This is a genomic window from uncultured Jatrophihabitans sp., from assembly GCF_964252635.1.
In the GTDB taxonomy this organism is placed as follows: Bacteria; Actinomycetota; Actinomycetes; order Mycobacteriales; family Jatrophihabitantaceae; genus Jatrophihabitans.
The window spans coordinates 1-22,854 of sequence record NZ_CAXUNP010000036.1 but is presented as its reverse complement, the minus strand read 5'-3'; the positions used below and the strand labels follow the sequence as shown (position 1 = coordinate 22,854).

The following is a 22,854-nucleotide window of genomic DNA, read 5'->3' as shown; positions in this document are numbered from 1 at the left end:
GCTCAACTTCCCTGTGGGGTGTTCGGTGTACTGCGTCGGACGACCTGCGGTCGCAGGTCGTCGGCGGGCGGGGTCCAGCTCGCCGGATCGGCGTCGAGCTGGTCGCCGCTGCGGATGTCCTTGACCTGGTGGGCGGACCCGTCGCTGCCGGGGAACCAGACGAAGGGGATGCCCCGGCGCTCGGCGTAGCGGATCTGCTTGCCGAACTTCTGCGGCGTGGCTGCGACCTCGACCGGGATGCCACGCGCGCGCAGATCCTGTGCGATCGCGTCGCAGGCCGCCCGGTCGTGGTCGGCGGGGAGGGCGACGAGCACCGCCGACGGCACCGAGCGCGATGCCCCGACGACCCCGTCGGCGAACAGCGGCACCAGCAACCGGGTGACGCCCAACGAGATACCGACCCCGGGGTAGGTGACCTTGCCGTCGCTGGCCAGCGCGTCGTAGCGGCCGCCGGAGCAGATCGAGCCCAGCGAGTCGTAGCCGGCCATCCGGGTCTCGAAGACCGTGCCGGTGTAGTAGTCCAGCCCCCGGGCGATGCGCAGGTCGGCCTCGACGCTGACCTGCGCACCGCTGATCGCGGCGCAGCCCTCGATGACGGCCGCCAGCTCGGCGAGGCCGACGTCGAGCAGCTCGTGGGTGACGCCGAGCGCACGCACCCGGTCGACGAACGAGGTGTCGGTGCTGCGGATGTCGGCCAGGGCGAGGCACTGCGCGGCCTGGGTCTCGATGAGCCCGGCTTCGTCGACCAGCTGCTGCGCGACCGCCCCCGCGGGCATCTTGTCCAGCTTGTCGATCACCCGCATGACGGCCGGGACGTCGGTCGCGCCGAGGCCGCGGTAGAAGCCCTCGATGAGGCGGCGGTTGTTGACCTGGAGGCGTAGCGGGGGCAGGAAGTCGAGCGCGGCGAGCGCCTCAGCCATCACCCGCGCGACCTCGACGTCGTGGTGGAACGGCAGCACGTCGCGGGCGACGACGTCGATGTCGGCCTGGGTGAACTCGCGGTAGCGGCCGGTCTGCGGGCGCTCGCCCCGCCACACCTTCTGGATCTGGTAGCGACGGAACGGGAACTCCAGGTGCCCCGCGTGCTCGAGGACGTAGCGGGCGAACGGCACGGTGAGGTCGAAGTGCAGGCCGAGCCCCGCGTCGGAGGTCTCGTCGCCGGCCTGCAGGCGGCGCAGGACATAGACCTCTTTGTCGATCTCGCCCTTGCGGAGCAGTTGCTCGAGCGACTCGACGGCCGGGGTCTCGATCGGCGCGAAACCGTGCAGCTCGAACGCCGTCCGCAGCCGGTCGAGCACGGCCAGCTCGGCGAAGCGCTGGGCCGGCAGCAGTTCGGGGAAGCCGGAGATGCTCATCCGACCAGGTCCAGCAGGAACGGGTTGACGGCCCGTTCGCGGGCGATGGTGGTCTGCGGCCCGTGCCCGGGCCGCACCACGGTGGCGTCGTCCATCGGCAGGATGACGTTACGCAATGACGCCTGCATGTCGGCCATGGAGCCGCCGGGCAGGTCGGTGCGCCCGATGGAGCCGGCGAACAGCACGTCCCCGGAGAACAGGACCGCCTCGTCGGCGCCCTCGATGCGGAAGACGACGGACCCGGCGCTGTGCCCCGGCGCGTGCGTGACGGCGAACTCCAGCCCGGCGACCGGCACGGTGCCGTGCGCGGGGAGCTCGCGGACGTCGTCGGGCTCGGCGAAGGTCAGCGAGCCGAACAGCGGCGTTCCGGGCGGGATACCCACCCCCGACCACGGGTCGGCCAGCTGGCTGCGGTCCCGGGGGTGGATCCAGGCGGGGACGTCACGGGCCTGGCAGACGGGCAGCACCGAGAAGGTGTGGTCGAAGTGCCCGTGGGTCAGCAGCACCGCGACCGGTTGCAAGCGGTGCTCGGCAATGATCTCGTCGAGCTGGCCGGTGACGCCGATGCCGGGGTCGACGACGACGCACTGCTCGCCGTCACCGGGGGCGACGACGTAGCAGTTGGTGTCCGTCGCCTGCGACGGGAAACCGGCAATGAGCACGGCCGCGAGCCTACCGAGCACGCGCACCCGGGCCGCCCAGGGCGGTCGCCTAGACTGCCCGAGATCCACCCCGTGGCTGACGCGGGGCCGCCGAACAGCACTCTGGAGGACCCTGCCGGATGGACGCGAGAAGCAAGCGCCGTGAGGCCACCCGCCGCCAGCTCGAGCAGCAGCTGCGGGAGCGTCAGGCCCGGGAGGCACGGCGCAAGCGGGCCACCCTGATCGCATCCGTGGTCGGCACGGTCGCCGTCATCGCCCTGGTGATCGTGCTGGTCGTCACCCTCGGCGGGGGCAGCGACAACGGCAAGAAGCAGGCCGGCTCGAGCGACGCGGTCAGCGCCACCGCGACCCCGTCCGCGTCGCCGTCCACAGCCGCCTCGTCGGCCCCGCCCCTGGCCGCGCCGGCCGCGTGCGCGAAGCCCAGCGGCAAGGCTTCGGCGACCTTCGACGGCGTCGGGGTCGGCAACGCCGTCAACCTGAAGAAGGACCCCAAGGTCACCTCGACGTCGACCACGACGCCGAAGGCGCTCACGTGCTCCGACCTCGTGGTCGGCAAGGGCAAGGCCGCGTCCGCGACCTCGACCGTGTCGGTGCAGTACTCCGGCGTGCTCTACAAGAACGGCAAGCAGTTCGACTCCTCCTGGGCCCGCGGCGGCAAGCCCGCCTCGTTCTCGCTGGCCCAGGTCGTGCCCGGCTTCACGCAGGGAATCGCCGGCACCGGCAAGGTCCCGCCGATGAAGGTGGGGGGCCGTCGGATCCTCATCCTGCCGGCGCAGCTCGGCTACGGTTCGCAGGCTCAGCAGGGCATACCCGCGAACTCGACGCTCGTCTTCGTGGTCGACCTGGTCTCGGTCTCCTGACGCGGTGGCCACCGCCCGGCAGCGCCGCGCCGCCGAGGCGCGCCGTGCGCGGCGCCGGGCCGGCCGTTGGGAGCAGCAGGCCGCGCGTCGCAGGCGGATCAACCTCGTCGTCACGGTCGTCGGCATCGCGCTGCTCGCCGCGTTGGTCGCCGTGGTCATCACCGCCACGACCAGCTAGTGGTCAGTGCGAGGCGTGCACCCGGTACACGTCGTAGCAGCCCTCGACGGACCGGATCGACTTCAGCAGGTGGCCGAGGTGCTTGGCCTCGGCCATCTCGAAGGTGAACTTGCTGACCGCGACCCGGTCGCGGTTCGTGGAGACGTTGGCCGACAGGATGCTGACCCGTTCCTCGGTGAGCACCCGGGTGATGTCGGACAGCAGCCCGTGCCGGTCGAGGGCCTCGACCTGGATGGACACCACGAAGCTCGAGCCGCCCGTCGGCGCCCAGTCGACCTCGACGAGGCGCTCGGGCTGACCGGTGAGCGACGAGGCGTTGGTGCAGCTGGCCCGGTGGACCGACACTCCCCCGCCGCGGGTGACGAAACCGATGATCTCGTCGCCCGGCACCGGGGTGCAGCAGCGTGCGAGCTTGACCCAGACGTCGCTGACCCCGCGGACGACCACGCCGACGTCCCCGCCCCCGCGGCGCCCGGCCTGCGGCACGTCGTCGGTGGGGACCATGACCTCGGAGATGTCCTCGACCGACCCCTCGGACCCGCCGAGCTGGGTGACGATCTTCTGCACCACCGACTGCGCCGACACGTGGCCCTCGCCGATCGCGGCGTAGAGGGCCGAGACGTCCTGGTAGTGCATGTCCTGCGCCAGGGTCAGCAGCTGGTCGCCGCCGAGCAGCCGCTGGATGGGCAGAGCGGCCTTGCGCATGGCCTTGGTCAGGTGGGCCTTGCCGGCGTCGATCGCGTCCTCGCGCCGTTCCCGGGCGAACCACTGCTTGATCTTGGTGCGGGCCCGCGGTGACTTGACGAACTCCAACCAGTCGCGGGAGGGGCCGGCATTCTCGGACTTGGAGGTGAACACCTCGACGGTGTCGCCGTGGTCCAGGGTGCTCTCCAGCGCCACCAGCTTGCCGTTGACGCGCGCTCCGATGCAGCGGTGGCCGACCTCGGTGTGCACGGCGTAGGCGAAGTCGACGGGGGTCGAGCCCTGCGGCAGCGGGAACACGTCGCCGCGCGGCGTGAAGACGTAGACCTCGGTGGCGCCCAGGTCGTAACGCAGCGAGTCCAGGAACTCCTCGGGCTCCTGCGCCTCGCGCTGCCAGTCGAGCAGCTGCCGCAGCCAGCCCATGTCGTCGGCCATGCCCGCTGGCGTCGACACGTCGACGTCCTTGTGTTCCTTGTACTTCCAATGGGCGGCGATGCCGTACTCGGCGGTGCGGTGCTGGGCGTGCGTGCGGATCTGCAGCTCGACCGGCTTGCCGCCCGGGCCGATGACCGTCGTGTGCAGCGACTGGTACATGTTGAACTTCGGCATCGCGATGTAGTCCTTGAACCGGCCCGGGACGGGTTGCCAGTTCGCGTGGATGACGCCGAGGGTGGCGTAGCAGTCGCGCTCGGACTCGACGAGCACGCGGATGCCGACGAGGTCGTAGATGTCGGTGAACTCGCGGCCGCGCACGATCATCTTCTGGTAGATCGAGTAGTAGTGCTTCGGTCGGCCGGTGACGTCGGCCTTGATCGCGCCCTTCGCGAGATCGGTCTTGACCCGCTCGATGACCTGGCCGAGGTAGGTGTCGCGGCTCGGGGCCCGCTCGGCCACCAGCCGGACGATCTCGTCGTACCGCTTGGGGTACAAGGTGGCGAACGCGAGGTCCTCGAGCTCCCACTTGACGGTGTTCATGCCGAGGCGGTGGGCCAGCGGGGCCAGCACCTCGAGCGTCTCGCGCGCCTTGCGTTCCTGCTTCTCCGGTGGCAGGAAGCGCAGCGTGCGCATGTTGTGCAGCCGGTCGGCGAGCTTGATGACCAACACCCGCGGGTCGCGGGCCATGGCCACGATCATCTTGCGGATGGTCTCGGTCTCGGCCGCCGCACCGTACTTGACCTTGTCGAGCTTGGTGACGCCGTCGACGAGGTGCGCGACCTGCTCACCGAAGTCGCGGGTGACGTCGTCGAGGGTGAGACCGGTGTCCTCGACCGTGTCGTGCAGCAGCGCGGCCACGATCGTGGTGGAGTCCATGCCCAGCTCGGCGAGGATGGTCGCCACCGCGAGCGGGTGGGTGATGTACGGATCACCGCTCTTGCGCAGCTGGCCGCGGTGACATCGCTCGGCGACGTCGTAGCCGTGCTGGAGCGCGCGGGCGTCGGCCTTGGGGTGCGCGGCACGATGGATGGCGAGCAGCGGCTCGAGCACCGGCTTGACCGGGCTCTGCCGCTGGGTGTTGGTGACGAGGCGGCGGGCGAGGCGGTCTCGGACGCGCCGACGGTGGGTGGCGCTGCCGTCACTCGTGCCGCTCGGCGGTTGACCGGCGTTCGCGGGGGCCGCGTTCGCGGGATCGGTGCTCGCGGGATCCGCGCTCGTGGCGCCGGCCCTTTCGGGGGCAGGTCGGGAGTCCTCGAGGGCCCGCGGCACGGTGGTCGTCGCGTCGGCGGGCTGCTCGTCGTTCCGGGTGCCGGTCTCGCTCGTCAGGGCCGGGCCCCCTCCCTCGAAGACGTGATGGATCTCAGTCTACGGACGGCGGGCAATCCTTGGTCAGAGCGTCAGCAGGGACACCACGGGCAGCGCGTCGCCGAGCAGGTCACGGCCGTGCAGGAAGCCGAGCTCGACGATCACGGCCATCGCGGTGACGGTGGCGCCGGCGTCCGCGAGCAGCTCGGCGGCGGCCCGCAGGGTGCCGCCGGTGGCGAGGACGTCGTCGACGAGCAGCACCCGCTTGCCGTCGAGCAGCCCGAGCGGGACCTCGATCTCGGCGCTGCCGTACTCGAGGTCGTAGGAGCGGGCCAGGGTCGGCGGCGGCAGCTTGCCCGCCTTGCGCACGGGGACCAGCCCGACGCCGAGCTCGGTGGCGATCGCGCCGGCCATCAGGAACCCCCGGGCCTCGACCCCGGCCACGACATCGACGTCGCCGCCGGCGGTGGCGGCCAGCGCCTCGACCACGTCGGCGAACGCGGCCGCGTCGGCGAGCAGCGGCGAGATGTCCTTGAACAGCACGCCGGGCTGCGGGAAGTCCGGGACGTCGCGCAGCAGGGCGTCGATCCGGGCTGCCAACCCGGTGTCGGAGGTGCTCGTGTCCGTCACGTGCGCTTGCGGCGCGCGGGTCGGGCGCCGACCCTCGGCGCGGGCGCCGGCCCACCGGTGCGGGCCGACGTGGCGGTACCGGCACCCACGCCGGCGAGGCCCGCCTCCTCGGCCTTGCGTGCCTCGCTGGAGCGCTTGGCCATGACCCGCTTCGTCAGCGCCTTGTACTGCGGCTCGCGCTCGGTGAGGTCGACGACGACCGGGGTGGCGAGGAACAGCGACGAGTACGCGCCGGACAGCAGGCCCACGAACAGGATCAGCGCGAGGTCCTCGATGGTGCCCACGCCGAGGATGCCGGCGCCGACGAACAGCAGGCCGGCGACCGGCAGCAACGCGATGACCGAGGTGTTGATCGACCGCATCAGAGTCTGGTTGACGGCCTTGTTCGCGGCCTCGGAGTACGTCGTTCGAGAACCGGCCAGGATGTCCTTCGCGTTCTCACCGACCTTGTCGTAGACGACGACGGTGTCGTACAGCGAGAAACCGAGGATGGTCAGCAGGCCCACGATCGTCGAGGGCGTCACCTCGAAACCGACCACCGAGTAGACGCCGGCGGCGATGATGAGGTCGTGGAGCAGGGCGACCATGCCGCCCACCGCCATGCGCCACTGGAAGCGCAGCGCGATGTAGATCGACACCACGACCAGGAAGATGATCAGGCCCTGGAGGGCCTTGATCGTCGTGTCGTGTCCCCAGTCGCTGCCGATCGAGGTCGCGCTGATGTTCTTGTTGCTGATCCCGAGGTCCTTGATGACGGCGTTTTGCACGTCTCGCTGCGGGCCGGGCTGCAGGGTGTGGGTGTTGACCACGATGGTGTTGCTCGACCCGACGCTCTGCGGCGCACCCTCGGGCTCGGCACCGGCCTTGTCGAAGGCATCCGTGACCTGGCTGATCGAGATGTTCTTGACCCCGGTGAGGTTGAAGGTCGTCCCGCCCTTGAACTCGATGCCGTAGTTGAAGCCGCGCACGATCAAGCTGATGACGCAGATCAGGATCAGCACGGCCGACGCGGCGTACCACCGCTTGCGGCTACCGATGAAGTCGATCTTGGTCTCGCCGCGGTACAGCGTGGTCAACCTGGACATCAGGAACCGCCCTTCTCGCGCTGCTCCCGCTGCCGGGCGCGGCGTGCCGCGGCCCGTTCGGCGGCCGTGCCGGCCTGCGGGGTCGTACGGCGTCTGACTCGCGGCTCCTCGACGACATCGTCGGTCTCAGGAGTGTCGACGGCGTCAGTGGTGTCGGCGGCGTCAGTGGTGTCGGCGGCGTCATTGCTGTAGACGGCGTCAGTGGTGTCTGCGGCGTCACTGTCGACGGCGTCGTCGACCTCGACGGGCTCGTCGTCGGTATCGTTCACCACGTCGGTGTCGTCGGCATCCGGCTTGTCCAGGACCGCCGTGGCCCCGCGCCGTCGACGGGCGCGCTCGGTCGCGCTCTCGGTGCTGCCCGAGGACGACGACGACGTCGTGCGGGTCGACCCGGCCCGGGTGGGCTTGCGGGTGCGGCGCGCCGGCAGTTCGTCGTCGATGACGCCGCTGATGCGCACCGAGTTCAGCCCGGTGAAGCGCGGCGAACCGAAGGTGGCGCTGCGCGACAGCAACGACACGATCGGGTGCGTGAACAGGAAGACGACGACGAGGTCGAGGATCGTCGACATGCCGAGGGTGAACGCGAAGCCCTTCACGTCGGCCGAGGCGAAGTAGTACAGGATCGCCGCGGCCAGAAAGGACACGGTGTCGGCCGAGAGGATGGTGCGCCGCGCCCGCACCCAGGCGCGCGGAACCGCGACCCGGATCGAGCGCCCTTCATGGACCTCGTCCTTCAATCGTTCGAAGAACACCACGAAGGAGTCGGCGGTGATGCCGAGCGCCACGATGAAGCCGGCGATGCCGGCGAGGTCGAGGGTGAACCCGATCTGCTTGCCGAGGATGACGAGCATGGCGTACGTCAGGCCGGCCGAGACGACCAGCGAGGCGATGGTGACCAGGCCGAGGCCGCGGTAGTACAGCAGCGAGTACAGCACCACCAGAGCCAGCCCGATGCCACCGGCCAGGAACGCCGCCTTGAGCTGCTGGGAGCCCAGGGTCGCCGAGACCTCCTCGTTGGCGTCGGTCTTGAAGCTCAGCGGCAACGAACCGTAGTTCAGTTGCTTGGCCAGCTTGTTCGCCGACGACTGGTTGAAACCGCCGGAGATCTGGGTCTGGGTGCTCAGCACGGCGTTGGTCACGGGCGCCGAGACGATCTCGCCGTTGAGGGTGAAGGCCACGAAGTCCGAGCACGGGATCGCCGACGCCGCCGTCACCCCGCAGGGGGCGGTGTCCGACGTCTGCACGGCGGAAACGCTCGTCGAGCTGGTGTGGTAGGCGCTGGTCCACTTGCTCCACTGGTCGCCGCCGGAGCTCTTCAGGGTCAGGGCCACCGTCCAGTCCGCGTTGCTGCCCCCGCTGCCGGTGCTGGGCGCCTGGGCGCTGGCCGAGTCGACCTGCTTTCCCTTGACCACCACGTGACCGAGCAAGTAGGCCACCGACGTCCCGCCGGAGTTGTCGCAGGCGATGTAGTAGCGGTTGGCCAGGTCGGGTTCCTCGACCGCGGAGTTGCAGTCGTAGTTGCGCAGGGCGGCCGTGACGGCCTGCTGACGTGCGGTGCTGAGCGACGAATACGCGCGGCAGGCGCCGTCCTGGGTCGGCGAGGGGCACTTCTCGGCGTTCGGGATGAGGTTCTTGAGCCCCGGGTCGGCCTTGATCGCCGCGGCGAACGGATCACCGGTGCACCGGGTCGCCGCTGCGGTGGACGACGCGGACGCCGCCGGGGTGGATGCGCCCGTGCCGGTCGGCTTGGCGGTGCCGGACGCACCGGTGGCACCGGTCGTGGCCGGCGTCGTGGCCGATGCCGTGCCCGAGCTACCCCCCGGTGACGGGGTGGTGGGTGCTGCGGCCAGGGGCCGCTCGCGCGCGGAGTTCCCGGACGCCGAGCTCGAGCTGGTCTTGGCGCTCGGGGTGCCCGATGCACCTGATGACGCCGCGCCGGACGAGCCGGTCTTGGCCCCGGGCGGCGTGCACGTGACGATCTGGGCCGGGGCGACGACGCCGCGGAAGTTCAGCACGGCCGGCTGGCCGAGCGCGGCCACGTCGGTGTCGGTGCCGCCGGGGATGAGCACGACCAGCTGGTCGCCGCCCTGCACCTGCACCGTCGAGCCGGTGACACCGGTGCCGTTGATGCGGTCCTCGATGATCTGCCGTGCCTGGTTCATCGACGACGACGTGGGCGTGGTCCCGTTCCCGGTCCGCGCCTGGAAGATGACGCGCTTGCCGCCGACCAGGTCGATGCCGAGCTTCGGGGTGTGCCGGGCCCCGGGGAAGCCGACGACCAGGTAGAGCAGACCCAGCAACACGATCAGGGCAGCGAAGTAGCGCCCGACGCGCAGCGTTCCGGGTGGTGGTGCCACGGGGTCGATCTCCTCGGCGTTCTCGATGACAGTGGTCCGGCGCAAGCCGTCGCACAGTATGACCGACCGCTCCCGGCGTTCGCCGTGGACGGTGCGGCGGGCGGGTCAGGTGGTGGGGTCGCTCTTGTCGAGATCGACCGAGTGCGTGGTGTCGTCGTCGCGGACGTAACGATCGGGCAGCGACGCCGTGTCGCGCAGCGCCGCGAGCTCCCAGCGCACCTCGACGCCGGGGGCGATGGACAGCGTGACGGTGCCGTCGTCGCTCTTGGCCACGACCGTTCCGTGCAGGCCGGAGGTGGTCATGACGTCCGAACCGACCCCGATGCGCTCGGACCGCTCGACCTCGGCGAGTGCGGTGCGGCGGCGGTTGCGTGCCGCGAGCGCCAGCATGCCGACGATGATCACCGCAAAGATGACGAACGGGAGATAGTTCATGTCGGGCGAGCCTACGCGTCGAACAGCGTGGGGCCGCCGTTCGCTGAGGGCGGTGCCAGGTGCAGGTGCTCCCAGGCGGCGGGGGTGGCCACCCGGCCACGGGGGGTCCGGGCCAGCAGCCCGGCCCGGACGAGGAACGGTTCGGCCACCTCCTCGACCGTCTCGATCTCCTCGCCGACGGCCACCGCCAGGGTGCCGACGCCGACCGGTCCGCCGCCGAAACGCCGCACCAGGGCGTCGAGCACGGCGCGGTCCAGGCGGTCCAGGCCGAGCTCGTCGACGTCGTAGACGGCCAGGGCGGCCTGTGCGATCGCCTCGGTGACCACACCGTCGGCGCGGACCTCGGCGTAGTCGCGGACCCGACGCAGCAGACGGTTGGCGATACGGGGCGTGCCGCGCGAGCGGCCGGCGATCTCGCGGCCGCCGTCCGGGCGCAGGTCCACCCCGAGCAGGGCGGCCGAGCGCCGCAGGACCTGCTCGAGCTCGCCGGCGTCGTAGAAGTCCATGTGCGCGGTGAAGCCGAACCGGTCGCGCAGCGGGCCGGTCAGCAGCCCGGCGCGGGTGGTGGCGCCGACCAGGGTGAACGGGGCGAGCTCCAGCGGGATGGCAGTGGCGCCGGGGCCCTTGCCCACCACCACGTCGACCCGGAAGTCCTCCATGGCCATGTAGAGCAATTCCTCGGCCGGACGGGCGATGCGGTGGATCTCGTCGATGAACAGCACCTCGCCCTCGCCCAGGCTGGTGAGCAGGGCGGCGAGGTCCCCGGCCCGCTCGATGGCGGGCCCACTGGTGACGCGGATCGGGGCGTTCAGCTCGGCCGCGACGATCATGGCCAGGCTGGTCTTGCCGAGGCCGGGCGGCCCGGACAGCAGCAGGTGGTCGGGCGGGCGGCTGCGGCGCAACGCGCTCTCCAGTACGAGCTGCAGCTGCTCGCGGACCTTCGGCTGCCCGACGAACTCGGTCAGCTGCTTGGGCCGCAGGGAGTTCTCGACGTCACGCTCGTCCGGCAGCTGTTCGGCGTCCACGACATCGTCGTCGAAGTTGTTCACGCCCTCACTCCGTTCGGCCGCCGGAGGACGCTGTGCCCATGATTCGCTCCGCGAGCGTCGCTCATCGGTTGCGCCCCAGGAGCTGGATGGACCGGCGCAGCAGGGCGGGCACGTCGGCCGGGGCGTCGTCGGTGACGTCGGCGGCGACCACCTCGATGGCGTCGCCGGCCTCCTTTCCCGAAAAGCCGAGACCGGCGAGCGCGTGCGCCAGCTGGTCGCGCCACGGCGCCACCGCGACCACGCCGGCCCCGGTCTGGACCCCGGAGTCGGAGCCGTCGATGGCGCCGATGCGGTCGCGCAGTTCCAGCACGATCCGCTCGGCGCCCTTGCGACCGATCCCCGGCACCGCGGTGAGGCTGGCCAGGTCGGAGGTGGCGACGGCCCGGCGCAGCTCGCGCGGCGGGTGCACGGCCAGCATGGTCTGGGCCAGCTTCGGGCCGACGCCGTTGGCGGTCTGCAGCAGCTCGAACAGCGCCCGCTCGTCGTCGTCGGCGAAGCCGTAGAGGGTCAGCGAGTCCTCGCGCACGACCAGGCTGGTCGCGAGGCGGGCCTGCTCCCCCAGCCGCAACCGGGCCAGCGTGCCGGGTGAGCAGGACACGGCGAGCCCCACCCCGCCGACCTCGACCACCGCGCCGTCGGGGGCGAGCGCGGCCACGGTGCCGCGCACGCTGGCGATCACTCGTCGGCTCCGAGCCGGCGCGCGGCGGCCTCGAGACCGAGACGCGACGCGGCCCGGTCGGGGTCGGGCAGCTCCAGCTCGTCGCGGATGGCGAGGGCGCGAGCGAAATGGTCGCGGGCGTCGGCCCAGTGCCCCTGCTCGAAGTCGTCGAGGCCGGCGTAGTGGTGGGTGTAGGCCTCGATGACGGGGCCGAACTGCTGGGCGGCCGGAAGGAGCTCGGTGACCATGACCGTCGAGTCGGCGTCCCCGCGACGTTGGTGCGCGCGCGCCAGCCGCAGCCGAGCGGTGTGCTGCATGGCCGCGTTGCCAGCGATCTCGGCACGGTCGGCGGCGGCGTTCGCCTCGTGCAGGGCCTCGTCCGGTTCTTCCAGGCCGATCAGCAGGTCCACGAGGTCGCCGCGGGCCACCAGCTCACCGATCTCGTCGGGGGCGGTGCGGATCTCGGCACGCAGCTCGTCGGCGCGGGCTCGGGCCGCCGCCGGGTCCGGGTAGCTCTCGCGCAGCGTCTCGGGGTCGACGGTGGGGACCAGGGGCTCGGCCGGCTCGCTCATGCCCTCATCCTCGCAACCGCGGCCGTGCGGCGTGCCTGGGCGGTGCCGCGCCAGACGTGACAGATGGCCAGCGCCAGCGCGTCCGAGGCGTCCGCGGGCTTCGGCAGCTGCGTCAGACGCAGCAACCGGGTGACCATCGCCCCCACCTGCGCCTTGTCCGCCGTGCCCGACCCGGTGACCGCGGCCTTGACCTCGCTGGGGGTGTGCAGCACGACGGGCAGTCCGGCGCGGGTGGCGGCGACGATCGCGAGACCGGCCACCTGGGCGGTGCCCATGACGGTGCGGACGTTGTGCTGGCTGAAGACCCGCTCGACGGCGACGACGTCCGGGCGATGGGTCGCGATCGCGTGGGCGATGGCGTCGGCCTGGGCCACCAGCCGGTCACCGATCTCGGCGTTCGGCGGGGTACGGACGACGTCGACGAAGACGAGGGACAGCGGGCGGCCTGGCGCACCGTCAACCACGCCGATGCCGCAGCGGGTCATACCCGGGTCGACACCCAGTACGCGCACTGCCCACCTCGGTCCGGTCATCGAACGGTCGTTCGAGCAGCCTAGGACGCGACGGACGCGCGTCCCCCCGGACACGCCGGACACCGCCGGACACCGGTCTCGAGTCCGCCGAGCACAGGTCTCGGCGCCGCCGGGCACAGGTCTCGGCACCGCCATACACAGGTCAGGTCCGTACCGTCGCGCCCATGTCGGTCTACAACCTGGGCCAGCGGCGCGGCGTCATCCGGCCCAGCCCACTGTTCCTGGCCTTCGTCGGCGTCGCCGTGCTGGGCGGCGTGCTGGCCTGGTTCGAGACCGACCGTGGGTCACGGCTCGGCGACTTCGGCGTGCTCCTGCTGGTGCTCGGCGGCTGGATCGTGTCGGTGTGTTTCCACGAGTTCGCGCACGCCTACACCGCGTACCGCGCCGGCGACCGCAGCGTGGAGCAGGCGGGCTACCTGACCCTCAACCCGTTCAAGTACACCCACCCGGTGCTGTCGATCCTGCTGCCGCTGTTCTTCATCGTGCAGGGCGGCATCGGCCTGCCCGGCGGTGCCGTCTACCTGCACCGCCACGCCTTCCGCAGCCGGGCCATGCAGAGTGCCGCGTCCTTCGCCGGCCCGGCGGTCAACCTGGTCCTCGGAATCGTCCTGCTCCTCGTGGCGAAGTCGCACGACGGCCAGGTCGCGACGTTCGTCTTCACCCCGGGTGGAGACGTCGGGCACGCACGGTTCTGGTCGGGCGTGGCCTTCCTCGGCTTCCTGCAGATCACCGCTGCCGCGCTGAACCTGCTGCCCGTGCCCGGGCTCGACGGCTGGGCGATCATCGAGCCCTATCTCGCACCCGAGACGCAGCGGCTCGGCGACAAGATCAAGCCGTGGGGCATGCTCGGCGTGATCGTCGTCCTGTTGTACGTCGGCCAGCTCAACCACTACTTCTTCCGCTTCGTCGACTGGCTGGCCGGACTCACCGGAACCTCGCAGCTCCTGTGGGCGGCGGGGCGGGAGTTCTTCAGGTTCTGGTCGAAGAACCCGCTCTGAGCCCAATATGAGCGCGTCCGCTCAGTCGGCCCCGACGGCCTCGAGCACCTCGTCGCTGACGTCGAAGTTCGCGTACACGTTCTGCACGTCGTCGAGGTCCTCGAGGGCGTCGACGAGCCGGAGCACCTTGCGGGCGCCGTCCTCGTCGAGCGGCACCTGCAGGGTGGGCAGGAACGACTGGTCCGCCGACTCGTACTCGATGCCGGCGTCCTGCAGCGCGGTGCGGACCGCCACCAGGTCGGTGGGCTCGCAGATGACCTCGAAGGCCTCGCCGAGGTCGTTGACCTCTTCCGCACCGGCGTCCAGGACGGCGAGCAGCACGTCGTCCTCGGCGAGCTTCTCCCCTGCCGTGGGCTGCGGGACGATGACGAGGCCCTTGCGATTGAACAGGTAGGAGACCGAGCCCGGGTCGGCCAGCGAGCCGCCCGCACGGGTCATGGCGGTGCGGACCTCCATGGCGGCGCGGTTGCGGTTGTCGGTGAGGCACTCGACGAGCAGAGCGACGCCGCTGGCGCCGTAACCCTCGTACATGATCGTCTGCCAGTCGGCACCGCCGGCCTCGGCGCCCGAACCGCGCTTGACCGCACGGTCGATGTTGTCGATCGGGACCGAGTTCTTGCGCGCCTTCTGCACCGCGTCGTAGAGCGTGGGGTTGCCGTCGATGTCGCCGCCGCCCATGCGCGCCGCGACCTCGATGTTCTTGATCAGTTTGGCGAACAACTTGCCCCGCTTGGCGTCCTTGGCCGCCTTCTGGTGCTTGGTCGTCGCCCATTTGGAATGACCGCTCACACCGGCATCCTAGCCGCGGGCGGCATAGGCCTACTCAGCCGCGGGCGGCGCGGGCCATCTCCACGAACAGGGCGTGGACCCGCAGGTCGCCGGTCATCTCGGGGTGGAACGAGGTGGCCAGCAGTGCGCCCTGGCGCACCGCGACGACATGGCCGCTGCGGGTGGTGCCCAGCGCGGTGGCCCGCGGGCCGACCTGCTGGACCCACGGTGCCCGGATGAACACCGCCCGCACCGCGGCCCCGTCGACGCCGTCGATGGCGACATCCTCCTCGAAGCTGTCGACCTGACGGCCGAAGGCGTTGCGCCGGACGGTGATGTCGATGCCGCCGAAGGTGGCCTCGATCGCGTCGCCGCCGGAATCGACCCGGTCGGCGAGCAGGATCATGCCGGCGCACGACCCGTACACGGGCAACCCGCCGGCGATGCGCTCCCGCAGCGGCTCGAGCAGCTCGAAGGTGCGCGCCAGCTTGACGATGGTGGTCGATTCGCCGCCCGGCAGCACCAGCCCGTCCAGGTGCTCGAGCTCGGCGGGGCGGCGGACGACCAGGGCGTCGGCGCCGGCGGCCTCGAGAGCCCGCAGGTGCTCACGGACGTCACCCTGCAGGCCCAGCACACCGATCGTCAGCACGATGATCCAGGCTACTGTCCGCCCAGAGCGTCGTTGACCGCGACGAGTGCCTCCCGCAGCCGGTCGACCGCCCGGGCCAGCTCGTCGTTGTCACGCGGCGGCGCAAGACCGATCCGGATGAGGTTGCGCGCCAGCACACTGGGCCGCAGGCCTCGCGCTGCGGCGCGCTCGTTCAGCGCGGTGAGTTCCGTTGGGTCCAGTCGAACCGTGAACACGACGGAGCTGCCGGTTGCTTGACGCTTCGACGGCCTGGTCGGCGCGGGACGCAGCTGGATCTTCTCGGCCGCCTCGTCGGCGGCTCGATCGGCGGCCTCGAACGCGGCGAGCTGGCGCTCCACGGCTTCGATGGCCATGACGGACGCCGGCGACAGGCCAGTGGTATCGATCATGCGCGGACCGTAGCGAGGGCTTCCGACAGAACCTTTCTGCTGATGACGGCCAGCGGGTGCCGGAAGGTGTGTCACAACGTGTTACGCACCGACGTAACACGCTGTGACACACCTTCGGGCGAGCCCATCGGTCCGTCGCGAGGACGAGGCCGGGTGCCCGAACCGCCCTACGCTGTCGCGCTAGTACAGCCCTACGCTGTCGCGCCCGTACCGCCCTACGCTGTCGCGCTCGCACCGTCCTACGCTGTCGCGAACCTCGTCAACGTCCGGGCGGGGTCGACGTCGGGGAGCCAGGCGCGCCACACGCGGTAGTACGCCAGCTCCTCCTTGGTGCGGATCGGCGGCGTGACTTCGTAGCGCTCGGCCTCGAACTCGGCGTCGGTGACGTCCTCACTCACCACCTCGGACAACACACCCCGCGCACCGGACCCGTCGCCGAACTGCGACTTGACCCGCCACAGCAGGTCGTCGGGCAGCCAGCCCGTGAAGGCCTCGCGCAGCAACGCCTTCTCCATCTCCCCCTCGGCCGGCACCTTGAGCTCGATGGGCAGGCGCATCGCCCAGTCGATGACCTCGAGGTCCAGGAACGGCACCCGCGCCTCGAGTGAGTGGGCCATCGTCACCCGGTCGGCGCGCTGCAGGTTGAGGTTGTGCAGGCCGTCGACGGTGCGCTCGAGCTCGTCGTGCAGGGTCTGCGCGTCGTGGATGTCGCGCATGTACTCATAACCGGCGAACAGCTCGTCGGCCCCCTCACCGGTGAGCACGACCTTGACGTGCCGGGCGGTCTCGCGGGCCAGGAAGTAGTTCGGCACGGCGCTGCGCACGAGCGCGGGGTCGAACGACTCGATCGTGCGCACCACCACGGGCAGCGCCTCGAGCGCCTGCCGGGCGTCGTAGACGATCTCGTGATGATCGCTGCCGATGTGCTCGGCGACCCGGCGGGCGGCCGCGACGTCCGGGCTGTCGACCGTGCCGACCGCGAAGGTCTGCAGGGTCTCCCCCTGCTCCGCGCAGTGCCGGGCGGCGATCGCGGCGACCAGGGAGGAGTCCAGGCCACCGGAGAGGAACACGCCGACCGGGACGTCGCCCATCATCTGCCGGTCGACCGCATCGATGAGCACGTCGCGCGCGCCGCGCAGCGGGTCGCCCGGCACGGGGCCGGTCACGCGCGGGATGGAGTCGGCGAAGCGACGGACGCCGGTCTCCGGGGTCCAGTAGCAGCCCGGCGGGAAGGGCTCGACCGCGCCCTGCCAGTCCGGGTCGAAGGCGTGCAGCTCGGAGGCGAACCGGATCGTCGCGCCGCGCCGGGCCCAGTACAGCGGCTTGATGCCGACCGGGTCGCGGGCGGCGACGAAGCGCCCGTCCTGCGCGGCGAAGACGAGGGCGAACATGCCGTTCGTGCGCGCGAGCGCGTCCGGGCCGTCGCGGTCGATGAGGTGCAGCGCGACCTCGTTGTCCGACCGGGTCAGCAGCGTGCGCCCGGTCAGCACCCGCCGCAGCGTCGCGTGGTTGTAGATCTCCCCGTTACCGACGAGCAGGGCCGACGAGTCGGGCAGCCGCAACGGCTGGTGACCGCCCTCGACGTCGACGATCGACAACCGCCGGTGTCCCAGCCAGTGACCGCCGACCTCGACGGTGCCGGCGTCGTCCGGGCCGCGGTGGACGAGCCGGTCGAGCATGGGCTCGAGCTCGGCCGGGTCGCCGGGCCCGTACTGGGCAACGATGCCGCACATACCGCCGAGGCTAGGCCGATCGTGTTCCGGTCCGGTTACCAGCCTCGATCGGGCGGTCGGTGTACGGCTACCAGCCCCGCTCGGCCAACCGGTGGGGCTGCGGGATCTCGTCGACGTTGATGCCGACCATGGCCTCGCCCAGACCGCGGGAGACCTTGGCGATGACGTCCGGGTCGTCGTAGAACGTGGTGGCCTTGACGATGGCCTCGGCGCGCTGGGCGGGGTTGCCCGACTTGAAGATGCCCGAGCCGACGAACACGCCCTCGGCCCCGAGCTGCATCATCATGGCGGCGTCGGCCGGAGTGGCGATCCCGCCCGCGGTGAACAGCACGACGGGCAGCTTGCCGAGCGCCGCGACCTCGCGGACCAGCTCGTAGGGCGCCTGCAGCTCCTTGGCGGCCACGAACAGCTCGTCCTCGGGCAGGTTCTGCAGCCACCGCAGCTGGTCCCGCAGCTTGCGCATGTGCGTGGTGGCGTTGCTGACGTCGCCGGTGCCGGCCTCGCCCTTGGAGCGGATCATCGCCGCTCCCTCGGTGATGCGCCGCAGTGCCTCGCCCAGGTTGGTGGCCCCGCAGACGAACGGGACGGTGAAGTTCCACTTGTCGATGTGGTTCGCGTAGTCGGCCGGCGTCAGCACCTCGGACTCGTCGATGTAGTCCACGCCGAGCGACTGCAGCACCTGAGCCTCGACGAAGTGCCCGATCCGCGCCTTGGCCATGACCGGGATCGACACCGTCGACACAATGGACTCGATCATGTCGGGGTCGCTCATGCGGGACACGCCGCCCTCGGCCCGGATGTCGGCGGGCACGCGCTCCAGGGCCATCACCGCGACGGCGCCCGCGTCCTCGGCGATGCGGGCCTGCTCGGCGGTGACGACGTCCATGATGACGCCACCCTTGAGCATCTCGGCCATGCCGCGCTTGACGCGGGCGGTGCCGACGGCGGGGCGGGAATCAGCTGCAGACTCGGACATGGTGCCGATTCTACGTTCGCCACCGCTGCGCGCGGCGACGGCCGGGTTCAGCCGCTGACGCCGATGCCCTTCCGGACGAGCACGACCCAGGTGTTCCCCGGGTTGAGCGGTAGCGCCTTGCCGGCGGTCGTCCTGAGGACGGTGCCCGAGGACGTGTTGCGCCGTGACCAGGTGCCGTCGACGCGCTTGCCCTGCCGGAACACCGAGACCTTGCCCGAGCCGATCGTGGTGGTGAACTGCGCCGGGTAACCGTTGACGTCGCGGTCCGCCGAGTAGGTGTGCACCTCGCAGGACTGCACGACGACGTTGGTGGCAGTGACGAGCTTCCCGTCCGCGGCGTGCTGGGCCGTCCCGTCGATGTAGCGGACGTACTTCCTTAGGCCGGCGTTCCACTTGAACTGGACGGGGGTGCCGGTGCCGACCGGGTAGGTGCCCGTGACGGTGGTGCGCACGTTGGTGCCGGTCGAGGTCGACAGGCCGGACAGGCTGGGGTCGAACGTCCAGCCGATGCTCTTCGGCTTGTTGGTCCTGACCTTCTTCGCGACCTTGGCCAGGTTCAGGGTCAGGTTGATGTAGGTGGACTCGGAGCGGTTGTTGCGCACGTAGTAGGCCGCACCGGCGTCGTTGCTCCAGCCGGTGAGGCCGCTCTTCTTGCGGATGTTCAGCGACACCCGCGCCCCGCCGGAGTAGGCCTCGGTGATCTTGCCGTACTGCAGCAGCAGGTCGGGGTCACTGGGCCGGGTGCTGCGCACGTAGCCCACCGTGGGCTTGTTGGTGCCGAAGATCGCGGCCAGGCGGGTGTACCCGGCCTCGACGGCCTCGATGTAGACGATGTCGGCCTTGTCGATGTTGACCTGGGGCCGTCCGGGTGCGGTGTCGTCGATCTTGACCGCGATGACCGGCGTCGTGGGGACGCCGCCGACCCCGGTGTAGGGGTTCTTCGCCGCCGGCTTGGGCGCGGCGGACGAGGACGAGGCGGTGGCGCTGGGGGTCGTCGACGCGGGTGTGGGCGTGCTGCTGCTCCTCTTGCTGCTGCTGCCGGAGCAACCGGCCAATGCGACCAGGGCGACCGTGGTGGCCAGAGCGACGGCGGTGCGGGTCGTGCGGGTCATCGATCCTCTTTCAGACGTTCGTCGAGCGGACGTGCGGCGTCGAGCCTCGCATCCGCGGGCGCGGCGACCGGCGTAGGGGGCAGCGTGTCGTCGATGTCGAAGAATTCGGGCTGGTCGCGGTGTCCGGCCAGGTGCAGCAGCCGCGGCATCCTCCGGGCCCGTAACGAGCGGGTGTCCCGCACCGCGTCGTTGTAGAACCGGCGGGCGATCAGGACGCGCGCCGCGGCCTCGCGCAGCTCGCTCTCCGCGGCCGGGTCCAGGGGTACGGGCTCGGCGAGCAGGGCGGTCACGGCCCGGCCGACGGTGTTCTCGACCACCTGACGCTCGTTCGAGGTGGCCCGGTCGGTGACGGTGCCTGCTGCCACCCGCTGGGCCGCGGCACCGAGGGCCGCCCGGTCGTCCTCGCCGAGATGTGCGCGGGACGCGTCGATCAGGTGCCCGACGGCGACCGCGCGCCGCACCAGCTGCGCGTCCAGCGCGGCCTCGGCGGCGTCGACCCGGGCGTGCAGGCGGTCCAGGCGGGTCAGGGTGAAGGTGACCCACATCGTCAGCAGGATGGCCAGCACGACCGCGACGACGAACCAGCCGATCGGAAGCACGCAGCGACTGTAGGCGAGCGCGGTTCAGGCCGGGGCGCCCGCTCCGGCGATCGCCAGCTCGTACACCCGCAGGACGTCGGCGACGATGACCGACCAGTCGAACGGCGCGACGGCCCGCATGCCGGCGGCGGCGAGCTCGGCCCGCAGCGAGGGGTCGGCGAGAACGTCCCGCAACGCGTCGGCCAGCGTCACCGGGTCGCCGGTGGGGAACAGCCTCCCGGCGCGCCCCTGGTCGAGCACCCGCCGGAACGCGGGCAGGTCGCTGGCCACGACCGGGCGACCCGCCGCCATGCCCTCGAGCAGGATGACGCCGAAGCTCTCGCCGCCCGTGTTCGGCGCGCAGTACACGTCCACGGACGCGAGCATCCGTGCCTTCTCGTCCTCGCCGACCTGGCCCAGTAGGACGAACCGGTCGCGCAGGTGCGCCGGCAGCCCGTCCAGGAAGTCCTCGGCGTCGCCGCGACCCGCGACCAGCACGCGCAGTGCCGGGTGGTCCGCCGCGAGCAGCTCCAGCGCACCGACGAGGGTGTCCATGCCCTTGCGGGGCTCGTCGTAGCGGCCGATGAAGCCGATCGTCCCGCCCTCGCGCGGGTACCCGGGCAGCGGCCGGGCGTCGGTGTAGTGCCGGACGGCCACCCCGTTCGGGATGACCACGGCGTCGCCGCCGAGGTGCTCGACGATGACCTTCCGGGCCGCCGGCGAGACCGCGATCTTGCCGGTGATCTTCTCCAGGAACGGCTGCAGCACGGTGTCGAACATCGACAGGAACCGCGAGCGCACCGTGGCGACGTGGAACGTCGCCACCAGCGGCCCCTCGTGGATCATGCAGGTCAACAGCGACAGGCTGGGCGGTGCCGGCTCGTGCACGTGGACGACGTCGAACGCGCCGTCGCGCAGCCAGCGACGTACCCGGCTCGCCGACACGAGCCCGAACTGCAGGCGCGCCACCGAACCGTTGTACGGCACGGGCACCGCCTTGCCCGCCACGACGACGTACGGGGGCAGGCCGGCAATGTCGTCGTCGCCCGGTGCCAGCACCGAGACGGTGTGGCCGAGGGCGAGCAGCTGCTCGGCGAGGTCACGGACGTGCGTCTGGACCCCGCCGGGGATGTCCCACGAGTAGGGGCAGACGATGCCGATGCGCATGCCGATCAGGGCCGCGTCAGGTCGCGACCGGGGCCCGGCGCGGGGTGAGGTCGGCCAGCCACAGCTTCTGCAGCATGTGCCAGTCGGCGGGGTGGTCGAGGATCTTCGCGGCGAAGCGGTCGGCGAGCCGCTGGGTCAGCTGCTGCACCTGCTCGACACGGTTGCCGTCAGGGGCGGTGAGCGGGGCGCTGATGGAGTGGCCCCAGCTGTCGTCGCCGACGAAGTAGGCGTGCACGCCGAGCAGCGCGGCACCGGTCTGCTGGGCGAGCAGCGCGGGCCCGGCCGGCATCCGGGTGGGCTCGCCGAAGAAGTTGACCTCGATGCCCCGGCGGGACAGGTCGCGGTCGGCGACCAGGCACACGACCTTGTTCTCGCGCAGCCTCTCGCCCAGTACCTCCACCGGCGGACGCGCGCCCCCGGTGGCGGGCAGGACCTCCATGCCCAGGCTCTCGCGGTAGGCGACGAAGCGGTCGAACAGCGACTCGGGCTTGAGCCGTTCGGCCACGGTGGCGAACGGGCCGTGATGGGCGACCAACCACACCCCCGACGCCTCCCAGTTGCCCGAGTGCGGCAGCGCAAGGATCACGCCCCGGCCGGCGGCCAAGCCGGTCTCGATGTGCTCGCGGCCCTCGGTGTGGGCGTCGACCTTCGCGGCCACGTTGTCGAGGTCCATGCTCGGCAACCGGAACGTCTCGAGCCAGTACCGCGAGTACGAACGCAGCGCCTCGCCCACCAGGGCGTCCATCCGCAGCTCCGAGACCGCCGGCCCGACGACGCGGCGCAGGTTGCGGCGCAGCTGCTGGGTGCCGGCGCCGTTGCGGACGGCGGCCGCGTCCGCGGCGGCGCGGAAGGCCCGGCGGGTGAACGGTGCGGGCAGGGCCTTGAGGGTGCCCCAGCCCGCGGCGTAGCCGAGATCGACGGCGCGGCCCCGGGTGCGGTCGAGCATCAGACCTCCGCCGTCTCCGGAGCCCCCTGCGCCGGTGGCGTGCCCTCTGCCGCTGGTGTGCCGGACGCCGCGGCCTCCTTGGCCCGCGACTGCTTCCAGACGGTCGCGAAGCGCTGGTACACGGTGATGGTGGAGGCCGCGACCAGCAACCACAGCGCGACGGGCAGGACGTAGGGCACGTGGTAGCCGGGGAAGTCGCTGAGCCCGGTGCCGACCAGCACGATGATGAGCCGTTCGGCGCGTTCGGCGATGCCGACGGTGGCGGTGAGCCCGGCCGCCTCGGCCCGGGACCGGATGTAGGACGTCAGCGAGCCCAGGACCAGGCACAGCAGGGCGGCGAGCAGCACCCACTGCTGGCCGTGCCGGGCGTAGTACCAGGCCACGGTGCCGAAGACCGCGGCGTCGGCCACCCGGTCGCAGGAGGAGTCCAGTACCGCGCCGAACAGCGAGGACCGGCCCCCCAGGCGCGCGACGGTCCCGTCCACCAGGTCGAACATGACGAAGAACCAGATGATCAGCGTGCCGACGAAGAACCAACCCTGCGGGAAGAAGATCAGCGCGCCGGCAACGGCGCCGACGGTTCCGACGGCGGTGATGGCGTCGGGGGTCACGCCGGCAGCCACCAGCCGGGTGGCGAGCGGGGTGATCGCGCGGGTGAAGAAGCCACGCGCATGGACGTTCAGCACGCTGTCAGGGTGTCCGATCGGGGTCCGGGGCGGGTG

The 22,854-nt window shown here is 71.3% G+C and carries 24 protein-coding genes; 3 read left to right on the top strand and 21 right to left on the bottom strand.

Translation table 11 applies throughout. From position 1 onward, the window contains the following. Nucleotides 1-2 precede the first annotated feature (2 nt). Nucleotides 3-1,355: a histidine--tRNA ligase gene (hisS, locus tag ACFFCA_RS14970; protein WP_375486154.1), complete on the bottom strand. Its 1,353-nt coding sequence runs from the start codon at nt 1,353-1,355 to the stop codon at nt 3-5. Beyond that, nucleotides 1,352-2,017 (bottom strand): MBL fold metallo-hydrolase, encoded by a 666-nt coding sequence (locus tag ACFFCA_RS14965; protein ID WP_375486152.1) that lies wholly within the window; start codon nt 2,015-2,017, stop codon nt 1,352-1,354. Before ACFFCA_RS14965 ends, hisS begins: the two co-directional genes overlap by 4 nt. 119 nt (nt 2,018-2,136) lie before the next feature. Here ACFFCA_RS14965 and ACFFCA_RS14960 point away from each other — a divergent pair, with 119 nt between their 5' ends. Beyond that, nucleotides 2,137-2,877 carry an FKBP-type peptidyl-prolyl cis-trans isomerase gene (locus tag ACFFCA_RS14960; protein WP_375486150.1) on the top strand — a complete coding sequence of 247 codons (741 nt, stop codon included), beginning with the start codon at nt 2,137-2,139 and terminating at the stop codon, nt 2,875-2,877. Nucleotides 2,878-2,881: 4 nt separating this feature from the next. Continuing rightward, nucleotides 2,882-3,055 (top strand): hypothetical protein, encoded by a 174-nt coding sequence (locus ACFFCA_RS14955; RefSeq protein WP_375486148.1) that lies wholly within the window; start codon nt 2,882-2,884, stop codon nt 3,053-3,055. 3 nt (nt 3,056-3,058) lie between these two features. On the opposite strand, the gene ACFFCA_RS14950 is transcribed toward ACFFCA_RS14955, so the two are convergent. The 9 genes from ACFFCA_RS14950 to ruvC form a co-directional block, all read right to left on the bottom strand. Then, nucleotides 3,059-5,461 carry a RelA/SpoT family protein gene (locus ACFFCA_RS14950; protein WP_375486147.1) on the bottom strand — a complete coding sequence of 801 codons (2,403 nt, stop codon included), beginning with the start codon at nt 5,459-5,461 and terminating at the stop codon, nt 3,059-3,061. 120 nt (nt 5,462-5,581) lie between these two features. After that, nucleotides 5,582-6,127 (bottom strand): adenine phosphoribosyltransferase, encoded by a 546-nt coding sequence (locus ACFFCA_RS14945; protein WP_375486145.1) that lies wholly within the window; start codon nt 6,125-6,127, stop codon nt 5,582-5,584. Next, complete coding sequence (gene secF, locus ACFFCA_RS14940) at nt 6,124-7,212, bottom strand: protein translocase subunit SecF (protein WP_375486143.1); 1,089 nt, start codon at nt 7,210-7,212, stop codon at nt 6,124-6,126. The genes ACFFCA_RS14945 and secF overlap by 4 nt, the downstream gene beginning before the upstream one ends. Continuing rightward, complete coding sequence (secD, locus tag ACFFCA_RS14935) at nt 7,212-9,614, bottom strand: protein translocase subunit SecD (protein WP_375486141.1); 2,403 nt, start codon at nt 9,612-9,614, stop codon at nt 7,212-7,214. Before secD ends, secF begins: the two co-directional genes overlap by 1 nt. A 60-nt stretch (nt 9,615-9,674) precedes the next feature. Continuing rightward, the gene (gene yajC, locus ACFFCA_RS14930) at nt 9,675-10,004 is read right to left on the bottom strand and encodes a preprotein translocase subunit YajC (protein ID WP_375486139.1); all 330 of its coding nucleotides are present in this window, start codon (nt 10,002-10,004) and stop codon (nt 9,675-9,677) included. 11 nt (nt 10,005-10,015) lie between these two features. Then, nucleotides 10,016-11,053, bottom strand: coding sequence for a Holliday junction branch migration DNA helicase RuvB (ruvB, locus tag ACFFCA_RS14925; RefSeq protein ID WP_375486137.1), 1,038 nt, complete (start codon nt 11,051-11,053; stop codon nt 10,016-10,018). A 61-nt stretch (nt 11,054-11,114) separates the two neighbouring features. Next, nucleotides 11,115-11,732, bottom strand: coding sequence for a Holliday junction branch migration protein RuvA (ruvA, locus tag ACFFCA_RS14920; protein ID WP_375486135.1), 618 nt, complete (start codon nt 11,730-11,732; stop codon nt 11,115-11,117). Beyond that, the gene (locus ACFFCA_RS14915; protein WP_375486133.1) at nt 11,729-12,283 is read right to left on the bottom strand and encodes a hypothetical protein; all 555 of its coding nucleotides are present in this window, start codon (nt 12,281-12,283) and stop codon (nt 11,729-11,731) included. Before ACFFCA_RS14915 ends, ruvA begins: the two co-directional genes overlap by 4 nt. Continuing rightward, the gene (gene ruvC / locus ACFFCA_RS14910) at nt 12,280-12,795 is read right to left on the bottom strand and encodes a crossover junction endodeoxyribonuclease RuvC (protein ID WP_375486185.1); all 516 of its coding nucleotides are present in this window, start codon (nt 12,793-12,795) and stop codon (nt 12,280-12,282) included. Before ruvC ends, ACFFCA_RS14915 begins: the two co-directional genes overlap by 4 nt. A gap of 185 nt (nt 12,796-12,980) precedes the next feature. Here ruvC and ACFFCA_RS14905 point away from each other — a divergent pair, with 185 nt between their 5' ends. Then, nucleotides 12,981-13,814 (top strand): site-2 protease family protein, encoded by an 834-nt coding sequence (locus ACFFCA_RS14905; protein WP_375486131.1) that lies wholly within the window; start codon nt 12,981-12,983, stop codon nt 13,812-13,814. 21 nt (nt 13,815-13,835) lie between these two features. On the opposite strand, the gene ACFFCA_RS14900 is transcribed toward ACFFCA_RS14905, so the two are convergent. The 10 genes from ACFFCA_RS14900 to pgsA form a co-directional block, all read right to left on the bottom strand. Beyond that, nucleotides 13,836-14,603 (bottom strand): YebC/PmpR family DNA-binding transcriptional regulator, encoded by a 768-nt coding sequence (locus ACFFCA_RS14900; RefSeq protein ID WP_375486129.1) that lies wholly within the window; start codon nt 14,601-14,603, stop codon nt 13,836-13,838. Nucleotides 14,604-14,637: 34 nt separating this feature from the next. After that, the gene (pdxT, locus tag ACFFCA_RS14895; RefSeq protein ID WP_375486183.1) at nt 14,638-15,234 is read right to left on the bottom strand and encodes a pyridoxal 5'-phosphate synthase glutaminase subunit PdxT; all 597 of its coding nucleotides are present in this window, start codon (nt 15,232-15,234) and stop codon (nt 14,638-14,640) included. Between the two features lie 8 nt (nt 15,235-15,242). Then, complete coding sequence (locus ACFFCA_RS14890) at nt 15,243-15,620, bottom strand: hypothetical protein (protein WP_375486127.1); 378 nt, start codon at nt 15,618-15,620, stop codon at nt 15,243-15,245. A 239-nt stretch (nt 15,621-15,859) separates the two neighbouring features. Beyond that, a complete protein-coding gene (gene asnB / locus ACFFCA_RS14885; protein WP_375486125.1) occupies nt 15,860-17,353 on the bottom strand; it encodes an asparagine synthase B in 1,494 nt (497 codons plus the stop codon). A 67-nt stretch (nt 17,354-17,420) separates the two neighbouring features. Next, a complete protein-coding gene (gene pdxS / locus ACFFCA_RS14880; RefSeq protein ID WP_375486123.1) occupies nt 17,421-18,329 on the bottom strand; it encodes a pyridoxal 5'-phosphate synthase lyase subunit PdxS in 909 nt (302 codons plus the stop codon). Nucleotides 18,330-18,376: 47 nt separating this feature from the next. After that, nucleotides 18,377-19,441 carry a DUF3048 C-terminal domain-containing protein gene (locus ACFFCA_RS14875; RefSeq protein ID WP_375486121.1) on the bottom strand — a complete coding sequence of 355 codons (1,065 nt, stop codon included), beginning with the start codon at nt 19,439-19,441 and terminating at the stop codon, nt 18,377-18,379. Beyond that, entirely contained in the window at nt 19,438-20,040 is a 603-nt protein-coding gene (locus tag ACFFCA_RS14870) for a hypothetical protein (protein WP_375486119.1), read from the bottom strand. Before ACFFCA_RS14870 ends, ACFFCA_RS14875 begins: the two co-directional genes overlap by 4 nt. A 24-nt stretch (nt 20,041-20,064) precedes the next feature. Continuing rightward, complete coding sequence (locus tag ACFFCA_RS14865; RefSeq protein WP_375486117.1) at nt 20,065-21,186, bottom strand: glycosyltransferase family 4 protein; 1,122 nt, start codon at nt 21,184-21,186, stop codon at nt 20,065-20,067. A gap of 16 nt (nt 21,187-21,202) precedes the next feature. Further along, complete coding sequence (locus ACFFCA_RS14860) at nt 21,203-22,132, bottom strand: phosphatidylinositol mannoside acyltransferase (protein WP_375486115.1); 930 nt, start codon at nt 22,130-22,132, stop codon at nt 21,203-21,205. Continuing rightward, nucleotides 22,132-22,818 carry a phosphatidylinositol phosphate synthase gene (gene pgsA, locus ACFFCA_RS14855; RefSeq protein WP_375486181.1) on the bottom strand — a complete coding sequence of 229 codons (687 nt, stop codon included), beginning with the start codon at nt 22,816-22,818 and terminating at the stop codon, nt 22,132-22,134. Before pgsA ends, ACFFCA_RS14860 begins: the two co-directional genes overlap by 1 nt. Between the last annotated feature and the right edge of the window lie 36 nt (nt 22,819-22,854).